Below are 16,375 nucleotides of genomic sequence, written 5' to 3' on the forward strand. Positions count from 1 at the left end.
CTGCTGGAACTGGTTGAGATGGAAGTTCGCGACCTGCTGTCCACCTACGACTTCCCGGGCGATGACACTCCAATCATCATCGGTTCGGCTCGTATGGCGCTGGAAGGCAAAGACGACAACGAGATGGGCACCACTGCCGTCAAGAAGCTGGTTGAAACTCTGGACAGCTACATCCCAGAACCAGTTCGCATGATCGACAAGCCGTTCCTGATGCCAATCGAAGACGTGTTCTCGATCTCGGGTCGCGGTACTGTTGTGACTGGTCGTATCGAGCGCGGTATCGTTCGCGTTCAAGATGCACTGGAAATCGTTGGTCTGCGTGACACCACCACCACCACCTGCACCGGTGTTGAAATGTTCCGCAAGCTGCTCGACGAAGGTCGTGCTGGCGAGAACTGCGGCGTTCTGCTGCGTGGTACCAAGCGTGACGACGTTGAGCGTGGCCAGGTTCTGGTCAAGCCAGGTTCGGTTAAGCCGCACACCAAGTTCACTGCAGAAGTTTACGTTCTGAGCAAGGAAGAAGGCGGTCGTCACACTCCGTTCTTCAAAGGCTACCGTCCACAGTTCTACTTCCGTACTACTGACGTGACTGGTAACTGCGAGCTGCCAGAAGGCGTTGAAATGGTAATGCCAGGTGACAACATTCAGATGACTGTTACCCTGATCAAAACCATCGCGATGGAAGACGGTCTGCGTTTCGCTATCCGTGAAGGCGGTCGTACCGTCGGCGCCGGCGTCGTAGCTAAAATCATCGAATAAGCGGTTGTAATGTATTTTTCAGGCCGGCATAATGGTCGGCCTGATTTTGTTTTAGGTCAGTAGCTCAATTGGCAGAGCGACGGTCTCCAAAACCGTAGGTTGGGGGTTCGATTCCCTCCTGACCTGCCAGATTCACTCGGTGTGTCTGGCTTTCTTTTCACAGGATCTTCATAGATGACTCCTAAAGCTGAAGCTCAAGGCTCTCGCTTCGATCTGCTCAAGTGGCTAGTGGTAGTTGCTTTGGTGGTTGTTGGCGTTGTTGGCAATCAGTATTACGCTGCTTCGCCGATCCTGTACCGTGTACTCGCATTGCTTGCCATTGCTGCTGTAGCTGCCTTTGTAGGCTTGCAGACGGCGAAGGGCAAGGCTTTCTTTGTACTGGTTAAGGAAGCGCGCACTGAGATTCGTAAAGTCGTATGGCCAACTCGCCAGGAAACCACGCAGACAACGTTGATCGTTGTTGCTGTGGTTATCGTTATGGCGTTGCTGTTGTGGGGTGTTGATTCCCTGCTAGGCTGGCTTGTTTCCTTGATTGTCGGCTAAGGGTGTCCCGTGGCTAAGCGTTGGTATGTTGTGCATGCTTACTCGGGTTACGAGAAGCATGTGATGCGCTCGCTGATCGAGCGCGTAAAGCTGGCTGGCATGGAAGATGGCTTTGGCGAGATTCTGGTTCCCACTGAAGAAGTGGTTGAAATGCGTAATGGCCAGAAGCGCAAAAGCGAACGCAAGTTCTTCCCAGGCTACGTGCTGGTTCAGATGGATATGAATGAGGGTACTTGGCACTTGGTCAAGGATACTCCTCGGGTGATGGGCTTCATTGGCGGTACCGCCGACAAGCCTGCGCCAATTACCGACAAAGAGGCGGAAGCCATTCTGCGTCGTGTGGCTGATGGTAGCGACAAGCCGAAGCCGAAGACTCTGTTTGAGCCGGGTGAAGTGGTTCGCGTTACTGATGGTCCATTCGCGGACTTTAACGGTACTGTCGAAGAAGTTAACTACGAAAAAAGCCGCGTCCAGGTGGCGGTGCTTATTTTCGGTCGCTCTACTCCGGTAGAGTTGGAGTTCAGTCAGGTCGAAAAGGTCTAACTGAGCAAGCATCCCAACCCCGCAGCCCTAGGCTGTGGGGTTTTGTCGTCACTGGGATAAACGCGCAAGTAACCGGGGAGCCTTTCGAGGCGTTCGAACCCGTAATTGGAGTGCCTCATGGCCAAGAAGATTACCGCTTACATCAAGCTGCAAGTGAAGGCCGCTCAGGCTAACCCAAGTCCACCTGTTGGTCCTGCACTGGGTCAGCACGGCGTGAACATCATGGAATTCTGCAAGGCTTTCAACGCCCGTACTCAGGGTCTTGAAGCAGGTCTGCCGACTCCAGTGATCATCACTGTCTACAGCGACCGTAGCTTCACTTTCGAAACCAAATCCACCCCTGCTTCGGTTCTGCTGAAGAAGGCGGCCGGTCTGACCAGCGGTTCCGCTCGTCCGAACACCGTTAAGGTTGGCACTGTTACCCGTGCTCAGCTGGAAGAAATCGCGAAAACCAAAAACGCGGATCTGACTGCAGCTGATATGGATGCAGCCGTGCGTACTATCGCCGGTTCTGCTCGTAGCATGGGCCTTAACGTGGAGGGTGTGTAATGGCTAAGCTGACCAAGCGTCAAAAGGCTATCGCCGGCAAAATCGAAGCAGGCAAGGCCTACAACATTGTAGACGCTGCTGCTCTGCTGGCTGAGCTGTCGACTGTCAAGTTCAGCGAGTCGTTCGACGTTGCTGTAAACCTGGGTGTAGACCCGCGTAAATCCGACCAGGTTGTTCGTAGCGCTACTGTGCTGCCACACGGCACTGGCAAGACCGTTCGCGTTGCTGTGTTCACCCAGGGTCCAGCTGCTGAGGCCGCTCTGGCTGCCGGCGCTGACCGTGTAGGTATGGACGACCTGGCTGCCGAAATGAAAGGCGGCGACCTGAACTATGACGTAGTGATCGCATCCCCGGATGCCATGCGCGTTGTAGGTCAACTGGGTCAGATCCTCGGTCCACGTGGCCTGATGCCTAACCCGAAAGTCGGCACCGTAACTCCAGACGTAGCTACCGCGGTTAAAAACGCCAAGGCTGGTCAGGTTCGTTATCGCACCGACAAAAACGGCATCATCCACACTTCCGTTGGCAAGATCGGCTTCGATGCCGTCAAGCTGAAGGAAAACGTTGAAGCCCTGATCGCTGATCTGAAGCGTATCAAGCCAGCTTCCTCGAAAGGTATCTACGTCAAGCGCGTTACCCTGAGCACCACTATGGGCCCAGGTCTGGTTATCGACCAGAGCTCGCTGGACGCGTAAGACAAAGGTTGGCGCGACTGATCGCGCCAATTGAAAGATTGGGGTCCCTGCCTGGCGGGGGCTATCCAAGACCGTAGGCGACGCAAGTCTTAAACCATAAGCCTACGCAGATGGTGCTCCCGGTTCCTTACCGAATCAGACACCAAAACGACATTCGGTTCCGATCGAATGAAACGGTAACAAGCAGGAGTTAAACCCGTGGCAATTAATCTCGAAGACAAGAAGGCCATCGTCGCTGAAGTCAACGAGGCTGCCAAAGTCGCTCTGTCCGCTGTCGTGGTTGATGCCCGTGGCGTAACAGTAGGCGCAATGACCGGACTCCGTAAAGAGGCTCGTGAAGCTGGCGTTTACGTACGCGTTGTACGTAACACTCTGCTCAAGCGCGCTGTTGCTGACACTGAATACAGTGTTCTCAACGACGTGTTCACCGGCCCGACCCTGATTGCATTCTCGAACGAACATCCGGGCGCTGCTGCCCGTATCTTCAAAGAGTTTGCCAAGGGTCAGGACAAGTTCGAGATCAAGGCAGCTGCGTTCGAGGGCAAGTTCCTCGCAGCTAATCAGATCGACGTACTGGCAACTCTGCCGACCCGTGACGAAGCAATTTCTCAGCTGATGAGCGTGATTCAAGGCGCTACCAGCAAGTTGGCTCGTACTCTGGCGGCAATTCGCGACCAGAAAGAAGCTGCCGCAGCCTAAGGCTCGTCAACTTCTCGCGTTTTTTGTTTATTTCGATGGTCGCGTAGGCCGTCCCCCAATTCAGGAATTGAGTCATGTCTCTGACTAACGAACAAATCATCGAAGCAATCGGCCAGAAATCCGTAGTGGAAATCGTTGAGCTGATCAAAGCGATGGAAGAAACCTTCGGTGTTACCGCTGCTGCCGCTTCGGCTGGCCCAGCTGTAGCTGCTGCTGCTGTTGAAGAGCAAACCGAGTTCAACGTTGTTCTGCTGGAAGCTGGCGAGAAGAAGGTTAACGTGATCAAGGCAGTTCGTGAACTGACCGGTCTGGGCCTGAAAGAAGCCAAAGAGAAAGTAGACGGCGCTCCTCAGGTTGTAGCTGAAGGCGTTTCGAAAGAAGCTGCTGAAGACGCCAAGAAGAAGCTGGAAGAAGCAGGCGCTAAAGTCGAACTGAAATAAGTATCGACTTTGCTCCTCCAGCCCGAGCGTCAAGCGACAGGCTGATGGCTGGTGGCTCTTGCCACCGGCCTTTTTCCGTTATTGGCAGCCGACTGGGTCGGTGCTGATAAAGGCGCTGTAACCACCCGATGCGGTGGCGCAAACCATGGGGTTTGCACGATTTTCTGGCTGCTCCCGTCGGGAGGGGCCAAACAAGCAGGTGACCAAGCTGGGGAACGCTGATGGCTTACTCATATACTGAGAAAAAACGTATCCGCAAGGACTTTAGCAAGTTGCCGGACGTCATGGATGTGCCGTACCTCCTGGCCATCCAGCTGGATTCGTATCGTGAATTCTTGCAAGCGGGAGCGACTAAAGATCAGTTCCGCGACGTGGGTCTGCATGCGGCCTTCAAATCCGTTTTCCCGATCATCAGCTACTCCGGCAATGCTGCGCTGGAGTACGTCGGTTATCGCCTGGGCGAACCGGCATTTGATGTCAAAGAATGCGTATTGCGCGGTGTAACTTTCGCCGTACCTTTGCGGGTAAAAGTGCGCCTGATCATTTTCGACAAAGAATCGTCGAACAAAGCGATCAAGGACATCAAAGAGCAAGAAGTCTACATGGGCGAAATCCCATTGATGACTGAGAACGGTACCTTCGTAATCAACGGTACCGAGCGTGTTATCGTTTCCCAGCTGCACCGTTCCCCGGGCGTGTTCTTCGACCACGACCGCGGCAAGACGCACAGCTCCGGTAAACTGCTGTACTCCGCGCGCATCATTCCTTACCGCGGTTCGTGGCTGGACTTCGAGTTCGACCCGAAAGACTGCGTATTCGTGCGTATCGACCGTCGTCGCAAGCTGCCGGCCTCGGTACTGCTGCGCGCGCTGGGCTACACCACCGAAGAAGTGCTGGACGCGTTCTACACCACCAACGTATTCCACGTTAAAGGCGAAGGCCTGAGCCTGGAGCTGGTGCCTCAGCGTCTGCGCGGTGAAGTGGCTGTCCTCGATATCCAGGACGATAAAGGCAAGGTGATTGTCGAGCAGGGCCGTCGTATTACCGCCCGCCACATCAACCAGCTGGAAAAAGCCGGGATCAAAGAGCTGGACGTGCCTCTGGACTACGTCCTGGGTCGCACTACCGCCAAGGTCATCGTGCATCCGGCCACCGGCGAAATCCTGGCAGAGTGCAACACCGAGCTGTCGACTGAAGTCCTGGCGAAAATCGCCAAGGCCGGCGTTGTTCGCATCGAAACTCTGTACACCAACGACATCGACTGCGGTCCGTTCATCTCCGACACGTTGAAGATCGACTCCACCAGCAACCAATTGGAAGCGCTGGTAGAGATCTATCGCATGATGCGTCCAGGCGAGCCGCCAACCAAAGACGCTGCCGAGACCCTGTTCAACAACCTGTTCTTCAGTCCTGAGCGCTATGACCTGTCTGCGGTCGGCCGGATGAAGTTCAACCGTCGTATCGGTCGTACCGAGATCGAAGGTTCGGGTGTGCTGTGCAAGGAAGACATCGTCGCGGTACTGAAGACCCTGGTCGACATCCGTAACGGTAAAGGTATCGTCGATGACATCGACCACCTGGGTAACCGTCGTGTTCGCTGCGTAGGCGAAATGGCCGAGAACCAGTTCCGCGTTGGCCTGGTACGTGTTGAGCGTGCGGTCAAAGAGCGTCTGTCGATGGCTGAAAGCGAAGGCCTGATGCCGCAAGACCTGATCAACGCCAAGCCAGTGGCTGCGGCGGTGAAAGAGTTCTTCGGTTCCAGCCAGCTCTCGCAGTTCATGGACCAGAACAACCCGCTGTCCGAGATCACCCACAAGCGTCGTGTCTCTGCACTCGGCCCTGGCGGTCTGACTCGTGAGCGTGCAGGCTTCGAAGTCCGTGACGTACACCCGACTCATTACGGTCGTGTATGCCCGATTGAAACGCCGGAAGGTCCGAACATCGGTCTGATCAACTCCCTGGCTGCTTATGCCCGCACCAACCAGTACGGCTTCCTTGAAAGCCCGTACCGTGTGGTGAAAGAAGGCGTGGTCACCGACGAGATCGTGTTCCTGTCCGCCATTGAAGAAGCCGATCACGTGATCGCACAGGCTTCGGCGACCATGAACGACCAGAAAGTCCTGATCGACGAACTGGTAGCCGTACGTCACCTGAACGAATTCACCGTCAAGGCGCCGGAAGACGTCACCCTGATGGACGTTTCGCCGAAGCAGGTAGTTTCGGTCGCAGCGTCGCTGATTCCGTTCCTCGAGCACGACGACGCCAACCGTGCGTTGATGGGTTCGAACATGCAGCGTCAAGCTGTACCAACCCTGCGCGCTGACAAGCCGCTGGTAGGTACCGGCATGGAGCGTAACGTGGCTCGCGACTCCGGCGTTTGCGTCGTGGCTCGTCGTGGTGGCGTGATCGACTCCGTTGATGCCAGCCGTATCGTGGTTCGTGTTGCCGATGACGAAGTTGAAACCGGCGAAGCTGGTGTCGACATCTACAACCTGACCAAATACACCCGCTCGAACCAGAACACCTGCATCAACCAGCGTCCGCTGGTGAGCAAGGGTGATCGCGTTCAGCGTAGCGACATCATGGCCGACGGCCCGTCCACCGACATGGGTGAACTGGCACTGGGTCAGAACATGCGCATCGCGTTCATGGCATGGAACGGCTTCAACTTCGAAGACTCCATCTGCCTGTCCGAGCGTGTGGTTCAGGAAGACCGTTTCACCACGATCCACATTCAGGAACTGACCTGTGTGGCCCGTGACACCAAGCTTGGTCCAGAGGAAATCACTGCGGACATCCCGAACGTGGGTGAAGCTGCACTGAACAAGCTGGACGAAGCCGGTATCGTTTACGTAGGTGCTGAAGTAGGCGCAGGCGATATTCTGGTCGGTAAGGTCACTCCGAAAGGCGAGACCCAACTGACTCCGGAAGAAAAACTGCTGCGTGCGATCTTCGGTGAAAAAGCCAGCGACGTTAAAGACACTTCCCTGCGTGTACCTACCGGTACCAAAGGTACTGTCATCGACGTTCAGGTCTTCACCCGCGACGGCGTTGAGCGTGATGCTCGTGCACTGTCGATCGAGAAGTCCCAGCTGGACGAGATCCGCAAGGATCTGAACGAAGAGTTCCGTATCGTTGAAGGCGCGACCTTCGAACGTCTGCGCTCCGCTCTGGTAGGCCACAAGGCTGAAGGCGGCGCCGGTCTGAAGAAAGGTCAGGACATCACCGACGAAGTTCTCGACGGTCTTGAGCATGGTCAGTGGTTCAAACTGCGCATGGCTGAAGATGCTCTGAACGAGCAGCTCGAGAAGGCTCAGGCCTACATCGTTGATCGTCGCCGTCTGCTGGACGACAAGTTCGAAGACAAGAAGCGCAAACTGCAGCAGGGCGATGACCTGGCTCCAGGCGTGCTGAAAATCGTCAAGGTTTACCTGGCAATCCGTCGTCGCATCCAGCCGGGCGACAAGATGGCCGGTCGTCACGGTAACAAAGGTGTGGTCTCCGTGATCATGCCGGTTGAAGACATGCCGCACGATGCCAATGGCACCCCGGTCGACGTCGTCCTCAACCCGTTGGGCGTACCTTCGCGTATGAACGTTGGTCAGATCCTTGAAACCCACCTGGGCCTCGCGGCCAAAGGTCTGGGCGAGAAGATCAACCGGATGGTCGAAGAGCAGCGTAAAGTCGCTGAACTGCGCACCTTCCTGGACGAGATCTACAACCAGATCGGCGGTCGTAACGAAGATCTGGACAGCTTCTCCGATCAGGAAATCCTGGATCTGGCGAAGAACCTGCGTGGCGGCGTTCCAATGGCCACTCCAGTGTTCGACGGCGCCAAGGAAAGCGAAATCAAGGCCATGCTGAAACTGGCAGACCTGCCGGAAAGCGGCCAGATGCAGCTGACTGACGGCCGTACCGGCAACAAGTTCGAGCGTCCAGTTACCGTTGGCTACATGTACATGCTGAAGCTGAACCACTTGGTAGACGACAAGATGCACGCGCGTTCTACCGGTTCGTACAGCCTGGTTACCCAGCAGCCGCTGGGTGGTAAGGCGCAGTTCGGTGGTCAGCGTTTCGGGGAGATGGAGGTCTGGGCACTGGAAGCATACGGTGCTGCTTACACTCTGCAAGAAATGCTCACAGTGAAGTCGGACGATGTGAACGGCCGTACCAAGATGTACAAAAACATCGTGGATGGCGATCACCGTATGGAGCCGGGCATGCCCGAGTCCTTCAACGTGTTGATCAAGGAAATTCGTTCCCTCGGCATCGATATCGATCTGGAAACCGAATAACACGTGACGCGATCGAGAGCGGGGCAGGATTGCTCGCTCTCTGCTCCGCCAGGAGGAAAGGCCTTGAAAGACCTACTGAATTTGCTGAAAAACCAGGGTCAAGTCGAAGAGTTCGACGCCATCCGTATCGGATTGGCCTCGCCTGAGATGATCCGCTCGTGGTCGTTCGGTGAAGTTAAAAAGCCGGAAACCATCAACTACCGTACGTTCAAACCCGAGCGTGACGGTCTGTTCTGCGCCAAGATCTTTGGCCCGGTAAAGGATTACGAGTGCCTGTGCGGTAAGTACAAGCGCTTGAAGCACCGTGGTGTGATCTGCGAGAAGTGCGGCGTTGAAGTTGCACTGGCCAAGGTTCGTCGTGAGCGCATGGCGCACATCGAACTGGCTTCGCCAGTTGCCCACATCTGGTTCCTGAAATCGCTGCCGTCCCGTATCGGCCTGCTGATGGACATGACCCTGCGTGATATCGAGCGCGTTCTCTACTTCGAGAGCTATGTCGTTATCGACCCGGGCATGACCACCCTTGAAAAAGGTCAACTGCTGAACGACGAGCAGTACTTCGAAGCGCTGGAAGAGTTCGGTGACGACTTCGACGCCCGCATGGGTGCTGAGGCTGTCCGTGAACTGCTGCACGCTATCGACCTGGAGCACGAGATTGGTCGTCTGCGCGAAGAGATTCCGCAAACCAACTCGGAAACCAAGATCAAGAAGCTGTCCAAGCGTCTGAAGTTGATGGAAGCCTTCCAGGGTTCCGGCAACCTGCCAGAGTGGATGGTGCTGACCGTTCTGCCGGTTCTGCCGCCAGATCTGCGTCCACTGGTCCCGCTGGATGGCGGTCGCTTCGCGACTTCCGACCTCAACGATCTGTATCGTCGAGTGATCAACCGTAACAACCGTTTGAAGCGCCTGCTGGATCTGTCCGCTCCGGACATCATCGTGCGCAACGAAAAGCGTATGTTGCAGGAAGCTGTCGATGCACTGCTCGACAACGGTCGTCGTGGCCGCGCTATCACCGGTTCGAACAAGCGTCCTCTGAAATCCCTGGCTGACATGATCAAGGGTAAGCAGGGTCGTTTCCGTCAGAACTTGCTCGGTAAGCGTGTTGACTACTCCGGTCGTTCGGTAATTACCGTAGGTCCGACCCTGCGTCTGCACCAGTGCGGTCTGCCGAAGAAGATGGCTCTCGAGCTGTTCAAACCGTTCATTTTCGGCAAGCTGGAAATGCGTGGTCTGGCGACCACCATCAAAGCGGCCAAGAAAATGGTCGAGCGCGAACTGCCAGAGGTTTGGGACGTTCTCGCTGAAGTGATTCGCGAACACCCGGTTCTTCTCAACCGTGCACCGACCCTTCACCGTCTGGGTATCCAGGCGTTTGAACCGGTACTGATCGAAGGTAAGGCTATCCAGCTGCACCCGCTGGTCTGCGCCGCGTACAACGCCGACTTCGACGGCGACCAAATGGCCGTGCACGTACCGCTGACGCTGGAAGCCCAGCTCGAAGCGCGTGCGTTGATGATGTCGACCAACAACATTCTGTCGCCAGCCAACGGTGAGCCAATCATCGTTCCGTCGCAGGACGTTGTATTGGGTCTGTACTACATGACTCGTGAAGCGATCAACGCCAAGGGCGAAGGTCGTGTGTTCGCGGATCTGCAGGAAGTTGACCGTGTGTTCCGTGCCGGCGAAGCCGCACTGCACGCCAAGGTCAAGGTTCGTATCAACGAAACCGTCAACGACCGTGACGGCAACAGCGTGAGCGGTACCCGTATCGTCGACACCACCGTCGGCCGTGCGCTGCTGTTCCAGGTTGTGCCAAAAGGCCTGTCGTACGACGTCGTCAACTTGCCGATGAAGAAAAAGGCGATCTCCAAGCTGATCAACCAGTGCTACCGCGTGGTTGGTCTGAAAGAGACCGTGATCTTCGCTGACCAGTTGATGTACACCGGTTTCGCTTACTCGACCATCTCCGGCGTTTCCATCGGTGTTAACGACTTCGTTATCCCGGACGAAAAAGCCCGCATCATCGGTGCAGCCACCGACGAAGTGAAAGAGATCGAGAGCCAGTACGCCTCCGGCCTGGTAACCCAGGGCGAGAAGTACAACAAAGTGATCGACCTTTGGTCGAAGGCGAACGACGAAGTTTCCAAGGCGATGATGGCCAACCTCTCGAAAGAGAAAGTCATCGACCGTCACGGCGACGAAGTCGACCAAGAGTCCTTCAACTCGATGTACATGATGGCCGACTCGGGTGCGCGGGGTTCCGCAGCACAGATTCGTCAGCTGGCCGGTATGCGTGGTCTGATGGCCAAGCCGGACGGTTCCATCATTGAAACGCCGATTACTGCGAACTTCCGTGAAGGTCTGAGCGTACTCCAGTACTTCATCTCGACTCACGGTGCTCGTAAAGGTCTGGCGGATACCGCGTTGAAAACTGCGAACTCCGGTTACCTGACTCGTCGTCTGGTAGACGTGGCGCAGGATCTGGTTGTAACCGAGATCGATTGCGGCACCGAACACGGTCTGCTGATGACTCCGCACATTGAAGGCGGTGACGTTGTAGAGCCGTTGGGTGAGCGCGTATTGGGTCGTGTTATTGCCCGTGACGTATTCAAGCCAGGCACCGAGGACGTCATCGTTCCTGCCGGTACCCTGGTTGACGAGAAGTGGGTCGAGTTCATCGAGCTGAACAGCATCGACGAAGTGATCGTGCGTTCGCCGATCAGCTGCGAAACCCGCTATGGCATTTGCGCCAAGTGCTACGGCCGTGATCTGGCGCGTGGTCACCAGGTGAACATCGGTGAAGCGGTCGGCGTTATCGCTGCCCAGTCCATCGGTGAGCCGGGTACCCAGCTGACCATGCGTACGTTCCACATCGGTGGTGCGGCAAGCCGTACTTCCGCTGCCGACAGCGTTCAGGTGAAGAATGGCGGTACTGTCCGTCTGCACAACCTGAAACACGTTGAGCGTGTGGATGGCCACCTGGTTGCTGTGTCCCGTTCCGGTGAGCTGGCAATCGCTGATGACTTCGGTCGTGAGCGCGAGCGTTACAAGCTGCCGTACGGTGCTGTGATTTCGGTTAAAGAAGGTGACAAGGTCGACGCTGGCGCAATCGTGGCCAAGTGGGATCCGCACACTCACCCGATCGTTACCGAAATGAAAGGTACCGTGACCTACGTGGGCATGGAAGAAGGCATCACGATCAAGCGTCAGACTGACGAATTGACCGGTATGACCAACATTGAAGTACTCGACGCGAAAGATCGTCCAGCTGCGGGCAAGGAAATCCGTCCAGCAGTGAAGATGGTCGACGACAACGGCAAGGATCTGTTGCTGCCAGGCACTGACGTTATCGCTCAGTACTTCCTGCCAGCCAACGCCCTGGTCGGTGTTGCGGACGGTGCGAAGATCGCGATCGGTGATGTTATCGCTCGTATCCCGCAAGAAACTTCGAAAACTCGCGACATCACCGGTGGTCTGCCGCGTGTTGCCGACCTGTTCGAAGCTCGTCGTCCGAAAGAAGCGTCGATTCTGGCTGAAGTCAGCGGCACCATCGCGTTCGGTAAAGAGACCAAAGGCAAACGCCGTCTGGTCATTACCCCGAACGACGGTAGCGATCCGTACGAAGAGCTGATTCCGAAGTGGCGTCACCTGAACGTGTTCGAAGGCGAACAGGTAAACCGCGGCGAAGTTATCTCCGACGGTCCAAGCGATCCGCACGACATCCTGCGTCTGCTGGGTGTGAGCGCGCTGGCCAAGTACATCGTGAACGAGATCCAGGACGTTTACCGTCTGCAAGGCGTGAAGATCAACGACAAGCACATCGAGACCATCCTGCGTCAGATGCTGCGTAAAGTTGAGATCTCCGAGTCCGGCGATTCCAGCTTCATCAAGGGCGACCAGATGGAACTGACTCACGTACTGGTAGAGAACGAGCGTCTGAACGCGGAAGACAAATTTGTCTCCAAGTTCACCCGCGTTCTGCTGGGTATCACCAAGGCGTCGTTGTCGACCGAATCGTTCATCTCGGCGGCTTCCTTCCAGGAAACCACTCGCGTACTGACCGAAGCGGCAGTCACCGGCAAGCGCGACTACCTGCGCGGCCTGAAAGAAAACGTGGTTGTGGGTCGTCTGATCCCGGCCGGTACCGGTCTGGCTTATCACAGCGAGCGCAAGCGTCGCCGTGATGCTGACAAGCCGTTGCGCGTAAGCGCCAGTGAAGTGGAAGCTGCACTGACCGAAGCGCTGAACTCGAGCGGTAACTGAGTTCTGCGGAAAATAAGTTGAGGCCCTGATCGCTCCGTTCGTCGAATCGAGACAAATTGTCAAGGTTCGACGGGCGGGGAGGTCGGGGCCTTGCCTTGACTGGGGGCAAGATCCTCTTTAGACTCTTGATCCCCTAAATTTGGCGGGAATCCGTTCCTGTCATTTTGCTTTTCTTGCAAGACAATAGCGTCGCAAGACAACAGTGGAGCTAGTAGATGGCAACTATCAACCAGCTGGTACGTCAGCCGCGTAAGCGTATCGTCGAGAAATCCGACGTACCTGCGCTGCAGAACTGCCCGCAACGTCGTGGCGTGTGCACCCGTGTGTACACCACTACGCCGAAAAAACCTAACTCGGCACTGCGTAAAGTATGCCGTGTGCGTCTGACCAACGGTTTCGAGGTTTCCTCGTACATCGGTGGTGAAGGCCACAACCTGCAAGAGCACAGCGTGGTACTGATCCGCGGCGGTCGTGTAAAAGACTTGCCAGGTGTTCGTTACCACACCGTTCGCGGCTCCTTGGATACTTCCGGCGTTAAAGGCCGTAACCAGGGTCGTTCGAAGTACGGTACCAAGCGTCCGAAGTAATCGGCCGTTTTGCAGATTTTCATTTTATTGAGTCGATAAGAGTAAGGTCGGGCTTGCATCCACTGGATCTGTCCCGAACTAACCTGAAGACCGCTTGAGGGCTTATCATGCCAAGACGTCGCGTAGCAGCAAAGCGTGAGATTCTGGACGATCCGAAATACGGAAGCCAGATCCTCGCCAAATTCATGAACCACGTTATGGAAAGCGGCAAGAAAGCCGTTGCCGAGCGTATCGTTTATGGTGCCCTGGAAACCGTGAAGGCTCGTAAGGCCGGCACCGATCCCCTGGAACTCTTCGAAAAAGCACTCGACGCCATCGCTCCGCTGGTCGAAGTGAAGTCGCGCCGCGTTGGTGGTGCTACTTACCAGGTTCCGGTCGAGGTTCGTCCTTCCCGCCGTAACGCTCTGGCAATGCGCTGGTTGGTAGACTTCGCCCGTAAGCGTGGCGAGAAGTCTATGGCTCTGCGCTTGGCTGGCGAACTGCTGGATGCTGCTGAAGGTAAAGGTGCTGCTGTTAAGAAGCGTGAAGACGTGCACCGTATGGCCGAAGCCAACAAAGCTTTCTCGCACTACCGCTTCTAATTTTAGCTTCACTAATTTTGCGAGGGCTTTATGGCTCGTACTACTCCGATTAGTCGCTACCGTAACATTGGTATCGTCGCTCACGTGGATGCTGGTAAAACCACCACCACCGAGCGCGTCCTTTTTTACACTGGCAAAAGTCACAAAATGGGCGAGGTGCATGACGGCGCCGCGACCACAGACTGGATGGTTCAGGAGCAGGAGCGTGGTATTACCATTACTTCTGCTGCTATTACCGCCTTCTGGAAAGGTTCCGAGAAGCAGTATCCTCACGAGCACCGCTTCAACGTCATCGATACCCCGGGCCACGTAGACTTCACCATTGAAGTTGAACGTTCCCTGCGCGTACTCGACGGCGCTGTGGTTGTATTCTGCGGTACTTCGGGTGTTGAGCCTCAGTCGGAAACCGTATGGCGTCAGGCCAACAAATACGGTGTTCCACGTCTTGTTTACGTAAACAAGATGGACCGTGCTGGTGCCAACTTCCTGCGCGTGATCGGTCAGATCAAACAGCGTCTGGGTCACACTCCGGTGCCGATTCAGCTGGCTATCGGTTCGGAAGACAACTTCCAGGGCCAGATCGACCTGATCAACATGCAGGCTGTTTACTGGAACGACTCCGACAAGGGTATGGTTCCTGTTCGCAAGGAAATCCCTGCGGACATGCTCGAGCTGGCTACTGAGTGGCGCAGCAACATGGTTGAAGCTGCGGCCGAAGCCAGTGAAGAGCTGATGAACAAGTACCTGGAAGGCGAAGAGCTGTCGATCGAAGAGATCAAGGCCGCTCTGCGTCAGCGTACTATCGCTGGCGAAATCGTTCTGGCTGTGTGCGGTTCGTCGTTCAAGAACAAGGGCGTTCCCCTGGTTCTCGACGCCGTTATCGACTTCCTGCCTGCTCCAACCGACATTCCAGCTATCAAGGGCTCGAACCCTGATAACGAGGAAGAGGAAATGGAGCGTCACGCAAGTGACGACGAGCCGTTCGCGGCACTGGCGTTCAAAATCGCTACCGACCCATTCGTGGGTACCTTGACCTTCGTCCGTGTTTACTCGGGCGTGTTGAACTCCGGCGACGGCGTGATCAACTCGGTTAAAGGCAAAAAAGAGCGCGTGGGTCGTATGGTGCAAATGCACGCAAACGCCCGTGAAGAGATCAAGGAAGTACGCGCTGGCGACATCGCGGCCTTGATCGGCATGAAGGACGTCACCACTGGTGAGACCCTCTGCAACGCTGACAAGCCAATCATCCTGGTTCGCATGGACTTCCCGGAGCCGGTTATTTCGGTTGCCGTAGAGCCTAAGACCAAGGATGACCAGGAAAAAATGGGTATCGCTCTGGGCAAGCTTGCTCAGGAAGACCCTTCTTTCCGCGTTAAAACTGATGAAGAGACTGGTCAAACGATCATCTCCGGCATGGGCGAGCTGCACCTGGACATCCTGGTTGACCGGATGCGCCGTGAGTTCAACGTCGAAGCCAACATCGGCAAGCCTCAGGTTTCGTATCGTGAGCGCATCACGAAGAACTGTGAAATCGAAGGCAAGTTCGTTCGTCAGTCCGGTGGTCGCGGCCAGTTCGGTCACTGCTGGATCCGTTTTGCTCCTGCTGATGAAGGTCAGGAAGGTCTGCAATTCGTGAACGAAGTTGTAGGTGGTGTGGTTCCTAAGGAATACATCCCGGCTATCCAGAAAGGTATCGAAGAGCAGATGAAGAACGGCGTTGTTGCCGGCTATCCGCTGATCGGCCTGAAGGCTACCGTGTTCGATGGTTCTTACCACGACGTCGACTCCAACGAGATGGCGTTTAAAGTGGCTGCTTCCATGGCGACCAAGCAACTGGCCCAGAAGGGTGGTGGTGAGTTGCTCGAGCCGATCATGGCGGTAGAGGTTGTTACGCCTGAAGACTATATGGGTGATGTAATGGGCGACCTTAACCGTCGTCGCGGCATGATCCAGGGTATGGAAGACACAGTGTCCGGCAAGGTTATCCGTGCCGAGGTTCCACTGGGTGAGATGTTCGGTTATGCGACCGACGTCCGTTCCATGTCCCAGGGTCGCGCAAGCTACTCTATGGAATTCAAAAAATACGATACGGCTCCGTCGCACATCGTCGAATCCGTAACCAAAAAACAAGGCTGATTCAGCCCCTTTAGGCTAGGAGTTAATTGTCGTGGCTAAAGAAAAATTTGATCGTTCCCTACCGCACGTCAACGTTGGCACCATCGGTCACGTTGACCACGGTAAAACCACTCTGACCGCTGCTCTGACTCGCGTTTGCTCCGAAGTTTTCGGTTCGGCCGTAGTTGAATTCGACAAGATCGACAGCGCTCCAGAAGAAAAAGCTCGCGGTATCACCATCAACACCGCGCACGTTGAGTACAACTCGCTGATCCGTCACTACGCTCACGTTGACTGCCCAGGTCA

At 55.8% G+C, this 16,375-nt stretch carries 13 protein-coding genes and 1 tRNA gene; all 14 read left to right on the forward strand.

Annotated elements, in window-relative coordinates; genetic code table 11:
* On the forward strand, positions 1 to 759 hold a 759-nt coding region (locus DBR18_RS01280; RefSeq protein ID WP_256588491.1), incomplete at its 5' end, for an EF-Tu/IF-2/RF-3 family GTPase.
* Positions 760 to 812: 53 nt separating this feature from the next.
* Positions 813 to 888: transfer RNA gene (locus tag DBR18_RS01285), tRNA-Trp, on the forward strand.
* 45 nt (positions 889 to 933) lie between these two features.
* Positions 934 to 1,302, forward strand: coding sequence for a preprotein translocase subunit SecE (gene secE, locus DBR18_RS01290; RefSeq protein WP_108588977.1), 369 nt, complete (start codon positions 934 to 936; stop codon positions 1,300 to 1,302).
* A 9-nt stretch (positions 1,303 to 1,311) separates the two neighbouring features.
* Positions 1,312 to 1,845, forward strand: coding sequence for a transcription termination/antitermination protein NusG (nusG, locus tag DBR18_RS01295; RefSeq protein ID WP_025113545.1), 534 nt, complete (start codon positions 1,312 to 1,314; stop codon positions 1,843 to 1,845).
* Between the two features lie 117 nt (positions 1,846 to 1,962).
* Positions 1,963 to 2,394, forward strand: coding sequence for a 50S ribosomal protein L11 (gene rplK, locus DBR18_RS01300; RefSeq protein WP_003228756.1), 432 nt, complete (start codon positions 1,963 to 1,965; stop codon positions 2,392 to 2,394).
* A complete protein-coding gene (gene rplA / locus DBR18_RS01305) occupies positions 2,394 to 3,089 on the forward strand; it encodes a 50S ribosomal protein L1 (protein ID WP_003228754.1) in 696 nt (231 codons plus the stop codon). The genes rplK and rplA overlap by 1 nt, the downstream gene beginning before the upstream one ends.
* Before the next feature lie 198 nt (positions 3,090 to 3,287).
* Positions 3,288 to 3,788 carry a 50S ribosomal protein L10 gene (gene rplJ, locus DBR18_RS01310; protein ID WP_003228752.1) on the forward strand — a complete coding sequence of 167 codons (501 nt, stop codon included), beginning with the start codon at positions 3,288 to 3,290 and terminating at the stop codon, positions 3,786 to 3,788.
* Between the two features lie 74 nt (positions 3,789 to 3,862).
* Positions 3,863 to 4,228 carry a 50S ribosomal protein L7/L12 gene (gene rplL, locus DBR18_RS01315; RefSeq protein WP_007962228.1) on the forward strand — a complete coding sequence of 122 codons (366 nt, stop codon included), beginning with the start codon at positions 3,863 to 3,865 and terminating at the stop codon, positions 4,226 to 4,228.
* A gap of 221 nt (positions 4,229 to 4,449) precedes the next feature.
* Complete coding sequence (rpoB, locus tag DBR18_RS01320) at positions 4,450 to 8,523, forward strand: DNA-directed RNA polymerase subunit beta (RefSeq protein ID WP_007962226.1); 4,074 nt, start codon at positions 4,450 to 4,452, stop codon at positions 8,521 to 8,523.
* A gap of 63 nt (positions 8,524 to 8,586) precedes the next feature.
* On the forward strand, positions 8,587 to 12,786 hold the full coding sequence (gene rpoC, locus DBR18_RS01325; RefSeq protein WP_007962225.1) for a DNA-directed RNA polymerase subunit beta': 4,200 nt from the start codon (positions 8,587 to 8,589) through the stop codon (positions 12,784 to 12,786).
* 215 nt (positions 12,787 to 13,001) lie between these two features.
* Positions 13,002 to 13,373 (forward strand): 30S ribosomal protein S12, encoded by a 372-nt coding sequence (rpsL, locus tag DBR18_RS01330; protein WP_003186084.1) that lies wholly within the window; start codon positions 13,002 to 13,004, stop codon positions 13,371 to 13,373.
* 107 nt (positions 13,374 to 13,480) lie between these two features.
* Positions 13,481 to 13,954 (forward strand): 30S ribosomal protein S7, encoded by a 474-nt coding sequence (gene rpsG / locus DBR18_RS01335; RefSeq protein ID WP_003228745.1) that lies wholly within the window; start codon positions 13,481 to 13,483, stop codon positions 13,952 to 13,954.
* Positions 13,955 to 13,984: 30 nt separating this feature from the next.
* Positions 13,985 to 16,090 (forward strand): elongation factor G, encoded by a 2,106-nt coding sequence (gene fusA, locus DBR18_RS01340; protein WP_007962223.1) that lies wholly within the window; start codon positions 13,985 to 13,987, stop codon positions 16,088 to 16,090.
* Positions 16,091 to 16,121: 31 nt separating this feature from the next.
* On the forward strand, positions 16,122 to 16,375 hold a 254-nt coding region (locus DBR18_RS01345; protein WP_256588492.1), incomplete at its 3' end, for a GTP-binding protein.

It is taken from the genome of Pseudomonas sp. HMWF021, assembly GCF_003061005.1.
GTDB lineage: Bacteria > Pseudomonadota > Gammaproteobacteria > Pseudomonadales > Pseudomonadaceae > Aquipseudomonas.